General features: G+C 60.1%; 7 protein-coding genes and 1 pseudogene. All 8 read right to left on the reverse strand.

Annotated elements, in window-relative coordinates; genetic code table 11:
- Window positions 1–307: pseudogene (locus AC1DT3_RS12075) on the reverse strand (NADH-quinone oxidoreductase subunit F); the annotation flags it as partial.
- A gap of 12 nt (window positions 308–319) precedes the next feature.
- Window positions 320–1,264, reverse strand: coding sequence for an NADH-quinone oxidoreductase subunit NuoE (gene nuoE, locus AC1DT3_RS12080; protein ID WP_477465496.1), 945 nt, complete (start codon window positions 1,262–1,264; stop codon window positions 320–322).
- A 90-nt stretch (window positions 1,265–1,354) separates the two neighbouring features.
- Window positions 1,355–2,545, reverse strand: a complete 1,191-nt coding sequence (locus tag AC1DT3_RS12085; RefSeq protein ID WP_477465497.1) for an NADH-quinone oxidoreductase subunit D — start codon at window positions 2,543–2,545, stop codon at window positions 1,355–1,357.
- A gap of 40 nt (window positions 2,546–2,585) precedes the next feature.
- Complete coding sequence (locus AC1DT3_RS12090; protein WP_477465498.1) at window positions 2,586–2,993, reverse strand: four helix bundle protein; 408 nt, start codon at window positions 2,991–2,993, stop codon at window positions 2,586–2,588.
- 21 nt (window positions 2,994–3,014) lie between these two features.
- On the reverse strand, window positions 3,015–3,617 hold the full coding sequence (locus tag AC1DT3_RS12095; protein ID WP_477465499.1) for an NADH-quinone oxidoreductase subunit C: 603 nt from the start codon (window positions 3,615–3,617) through the stop codon (window positions 3,015–3,017).
- A 14-nt stretch (window positions 3,618–3,631) separates the two neighbouring features.
- Window positions 3,632–4,216, reverse strand: a complete 585-nt coding sequence (locus AC1DT3_RS12100) for a NuoB/complex I 20 kDa subunit family protein (protein ID WP_477465500.1) — start codon at window positions 4,214–4,216, stop codon at window positions 3,632–3,634.
- Window positions 4,207–4,572 carry an NADH-quinone oxidoreductase subunit A gene (locus AC1DT3_RS12105; protein ID WP_477465501.1) on the reverse strand — a complete coding sequence of 122 codons (366 nt, stop codon included), beginning with the start codon at window positions 4,570–4,572 and terminating at the stop codon, window positions 4,207–4,209. Before AC1DT3_RS12105 ends, AC1DT3_RS12100 begins: the two co-directional genes overlap by 10 nt.
- A 171-nt stretch (window positions 4,573–4,743) precedes the next feature.
- Window positions 4,744–4,890 (reverse strand): low affinity iron permease family protein, encoded by a 147-nt coding sequence (locus AC1DT3_RS12110; protein WP_477465502.1) that lies wholly within the window; start codon window positions 4,888–4,890, stop codon window positions 4,744–4,746.
- Between the last annotated feature and the right edge of the window lies 1 nt (window position 4,891).

A 4,891-nucleotide genomic window follows, 5' to 3' on the forward strand; every position in this document is an offset into this window, starting at 1 on the left:
GCGGATCGTGCCGCATGATTTCACGGTCTTTGCAGGTGCCGGGCTCGGACTCGTCGGCGTTGACGACGAGATAGCTCGGACGGCCGTCCGATTGCTTCGGCATGAAGGACCACTTCATCCCGGTCGGAAAGCCTGCGCCGCCACGGCCGCGAAGACCCGACTTCTTCATCTCATCGATGATCCAGTCGCGCCCCTTCTCGAGCAGAAACTTTGTGCCGTCCCACGCGCCGCGCATCTGCGCGCCCTTCAGGCCCGGCGAATGCTGACCGTACAGGTTGGTAAAAATGCGGTCTTTKTCAGCGAGCATCTGCAAAGCCTCTCAAGATTTCTTGTCTTTGTCGGACGGGTTCGGCTCGTACGACTTCGCGCTCTCAGGAGCCGGAACCGTGCCGCTGGTCTTGGGATCGGCGACGGTCGCCTTCGATCCGCTAGACGCATCCTGTCGTTCCGACGGCTTGATCGGCGCTTCGCCTTCCTTGACGCGTTTGGCAGGCGTATCGGCCTTCTCGGTTTCGATGGCGCGCCCGGAATCGGGCTTCCCGGGCTTGGGCGTCGCAGCCGCCGTTGCGGTAGCAGCAGCCGCTTCACCGGTCTCGGCGGATTTTACCGCCTCTTCCTCGAACCGCTTGCGCCAAGCTCCGATCATCGATCCGTCATAGAGCGACGCATCGGTCAGCGTCTTGACCGCGTCGTGCGGCTCCGAAGCGCGACGGCCGCTCTGCGGGCCCTTCTTGACCGGACGGCCAGCGGCGAGATCGTCGAGCAGTTTCTCGAAATTTTCCGTCGTCAGGTCCTCGTAATAGTCGTCGTTGATTTGCACCATGGGCGCATTGCAACAAGCGCCCAGGCATTCGACTTCGAGCCACGAAAAATTGCCGTCGTCGCTGACATGACCCGGCTCGCCGACGCGGCTCTCCAGGACCTTTTTGATGTCGCCCGCTCCGCGCAGGACGCAGGGCGTCGTGCCGCAGAACTGGATGAAGAACTTCCCGACCGGTGCGAGATTGAACATCGTGTAGAAGGTCGCGACTTCCATCACGCGGATCGGCGGCATGTCGAGCCGCGTAGCGACGGCCTCGATCGCCTTCTGCGGCAGCCAGCCTCCGACTTGCTCCTGCGCACGCCACAACAGCGCGATCACCGCCGACGCCTGACGGCCTTCGGGATACTTCGCGATCTGGGCTTGCGCAAAGGCTTCGTTCTCAGGAGTGAAAGCGAAGCTCTCTGGCTGTGTATCTTCCGGCGCGAGCTTGCGAACGGCCATTCTACCCTCTCAACCGTCATGGCCGGGGTCGACCCGGCCATTTACGACTTCAACTTAGATGCCGCATCGAGAACCGACGCGACAGAACCATTACCGATCGACCTCGCCAAACACGATGTCGAGCGTTCCAAGGATGCACGACACGTCTGCGAGYATGTGCCCACGGCAGAGGAAGTCCATCGCCTGAAGATGCGCGAATCCCGGTGCACGGATCTTGCAGCGATACGGCTTGTTGGTGCCGTCGGCCACGAGATACACGCCGAACTCGCCCTTCGGCGCTTCGACCGCCGCGTAGACCTCGCCCGCCGGAACGTGGAAGCCCTCGGTATAAAGCTTGAAATGATGGATGAGCGCTTCCATCGAGCGCTTCATGTCGGCACGCGACGGCGCCGCGACCTTGCCGTCGAGCGTGCGGACAGGTCCCTGTCCTGCCGGCTCGCGCAGCTTGGCGACGCATTGCTTCATGATGCGCGCGCTTTGGCGCATCTCTTCCATGCGGATGACCTGACGGTCGTAGCTGTCGCAATTCTTGCCGATCGGAATGTCGAAATCCATCTCCTCGTAGCACTCGTAGGGTTGCGACTTGCGCAAGTCCCATGCAGCGCCCGAGCCGCGCACCATCACGCCGGAGAAGCCCCACTTCCAGCAATCCTCCAACGTCACGACGCCGATATCGACGTTGCGCTGCTTGAAGATACGGTTCGACATCACGAGATCGTCGAGATCGTCGACGACCTTCAGGAACGGGTCGCAGAACGCCTCGATGTCGTCGATGAGCGAGGACGTGATGTCCATGTTCACGCCGCCGGGACGAAAATAGTTGGCGTGCATGCGTGCGCCGGACGCGCGTTCGTAGAACACCATCAGCTTTTCGCGCTCTTCGAAGCCCCACAGCGGCGGCGTCAGCGCACCCACGTCCATCGCCTGCGTGGTGACGTTCAGGAGGTGCGAGAGAATGCGGCCGATCTCGGAGAACAACACGCGGATCAACTGCGCGCGCCGCGGAACCTCGAGTCCGAGCAGCTTCTCCACCGCGAGGCAGAATGCGTGCTCCTGGTTCATCGGCGCAACGTAGTCGAGCCTATCGAAGTAGGGCGTCGCTTGCGTATAGGTCTTGTACTCGATCAGCTTTTCGGTGCCGCGATGAAGCAAGCCGATATGCGGATCGACTCGCTCAACGACCTCGCCGTCGAGCTCCAGCACAAGGCGCAACACGCCGTGCGCAGCCGGGTGCTGCGGACCGAAGTTGATCGAAAAATTGCGGATATTGTGCTCTGTCATGGGAACACGGGCGAGTGGTGAGTGGCGAATGGCGAATGGATCATCGGCTTTCCTTCGCGCTTTTTTGTTGCAGCGATCTGATGAGAGTGCGCATCCGCTTTCCGAGAATTTCGGTCGCTTCCAGCAACGTCGAAGAATCGACCTTCGGAAGTATTTGGACGCGCTCCGATAAGAGAAGATGAGTCTCCAACTCTTTCAAGGAACCTTGCGCCACGCGCAAAAACTGAACGAACATGGCCGTACTTTCCCGACCGTGCCCCTCCGCAATATTGGCGGCGATCGATGCAGCGGCGCGGCGAATCTGCGACGTCATGCCGAAAGCCTCCTCGCGAGGAAACGAGCGAGTGACAAAATAGCAAGTCTCGGCCAGAGACATTGCCTCCTGCCAAATGCGAAGATCGCGATAGGATTGGATCACTGGCTCCCAACGTCCGTCCTCCTGTTCCATTCGCTACTCGCCATTCGCCACTCACCCCTTCGCCTTCTCATCGCCAGGAAGCACATAATCGGTGCCCTCCCACGGCGAGAGAAAGTCGAAGTTGCGGAATTCCTGATTGAGCTTCACCGGCTCGTACACGACACGGCCCTGAGCATCATCGTAGCGAACCTCCACGAACCCCGTCAGCGGGAAGTCCTTGCGCAGCGGAAATCCTTCGAAGCCGTAATCGGTCAGAATACGGCGCAGATCCGGGTGACCGGAGAACAGGATTCCATACAGATCGTATGCTTCCCGCTCGAACCAGTTCGCCGCAGGGAAAACCTCGATGATCGAGGGAACGGGCGTCACCTCGTCGGCGGCGACCTTCACGCGGATGCGGGTGTTGTGGCGCGGCGAAAGCAGGTGATAGACCACGTCGAATCGCTTGTCGCGGCTGGGATAATCCACGCCGCAAAGATCGATGAAGCTGATGAAGAGGCACTTCGGATCGTCGCGCAGAAACGCGATGACTCTGATGATGTCCGCACTCTCGACCTCGATGGTCAGTTCGTCATAAGCGATGGCGCGTCCCGTCACCGTCGCGCCAAGAGACGCAGCAATGTGATCGCTTAGGGCCTGAAGCTCCGCGTTCATGCGATAACCTTTACTCAGCGCTCGATCGTGCCGGTGCGGCGGATCTTCTTCTGCAGAAGAAGAATGCCGTAGAGCAATGCTTCAGCAGTCGGAGGGCAGCCGGGAACGTAGATGTCGACGGGCACGATGCGATCGCACCCGCGCACCACCGAATAGGAATAGTGATAATAGCCGCCACCGTTCGCGCAGGATCCCATCGAAATCACATACCGGGGCTCCGGCATCTGGTCGTAGACCTTGCGGAGCGCCGGCGCCATCTTGTTGGTCAGCGTACCGGCGACGATCATCACGTCGGATTGCCGTGGGCTGGCGCGCGGTGCGAAGCCGAAACGCTCCACGTCATAACGCGGCATCGAGGCCTGCATCATCTCGACCGCGCAACAGGCGAGACCGAAGGTCATCCACATCAACGAGCCCGTACGCGCCCAGGTGATCAGGTCCTCGGTCGAAGTCACGAGGAAGCCCTTGTCGGCCAGCTCATCCTTGATGGTGGCGAAATATGGATCGTTGGAGCCGATCGGCTGTCCGGTGGCCGGGTCGGTGGCGCCGACGGGGCTCGGAGCGACCAGGGTCGCGTTGGTGTTGGTGATCAATCCCATTCGAGTGCGCCCTTCTTCCATTCGTAGACGAACCCGACCGTCAACACCCCGAGGAAAATCATCATCGAGATGAAGCCGAACCACCCGAGACCGCCGAACGTGATCGCCCACGGAAAGAGGAAGGCTACTTCGAGATCGAAGATGATGAACAGGATGGAGACCAGGTAGAAACGCACGTCGAATTTCATGCGCGCGTCGTCGAAGGCATTGAACCCGCACTCGTAGGCGGAGAGCTTTTCCGTGTCGGGACGGCTGTAAGCGACAATGAACGGAGCTACGAGCAGGGCCAACCCGATCAGCAGCGAAACGCCGATAAAGATGACCAGAGGCAGGTAGTCGGCGAGGAGATTCGTCATGCGACACCTAAGGGGTACTGGACACGGCGCGAGCCGGCCTCAATCCTGGATTTAATCGGAATCGAGCCTGCTGACAGACCCTGCGACAAACCACGAATTGTGGCGCGACGCTTATCCGAGATTCCCTTCTCTGACAAGTGTTTGCTGCATTGCAGAAAGAACGCTTCTAAACTAGGCCTTTGCCTGCTTTTCGTTCTTTTCGGGCCTCTCGTCGGCCTCTTTCGCCCGAGCCTCGCATCGGCTCCGGATTTCATCGAGCTCTTCCTGCGTCAGGTGCTCAATTCCGATGAACGCGTTCTGCGCCTCGCCAACCCGGATC

The sequence above is a fragment of the Microvirga sp. P4_G7 genome, from assembly GCF_056401005.1.

Excerpts from the sequence above, each read along its gene's own strand:
- AC1DT3_RS12100 (WP_477465500.1), bottom strand. The coding sequence starts at position 4,216 with ATGGGATTGATCACCAACACCAACGCGACCCTGGTCGCTCCGAGCCCC.
- AC1DT3_RS12105 (WP_477465501.1), bottom strand. The coding sequence starts at position 4,572 with ATGACGAATCTCCTCGCCGACTACCTGCCTCTGGTCATCTTTATCGGC.
- AC1DT3_RS12095 (WP_477465499.1), bottom strand. The coding sequence starts at position 3,617 with ATGAACGCGGAGCTTCAGGCCCTAAGCGATCACATTGCTGCGTCTCTT.
- nuoE (WP_477465496.1), bottom strand. The coding sequence starts at position 1,264 with ATGGCCGTTCGCAAGCTCGCGCCGGAAGATACACAGCCAGAGAGCTTC.
- AC1DT3_RS12090 (WP_477465498.1), bottom strand. The coding sequence starts at position 2,993 with ATGGAACAGGAGGACGGACGTTGGGAGCCAGTGATCCAATCCTATCGC.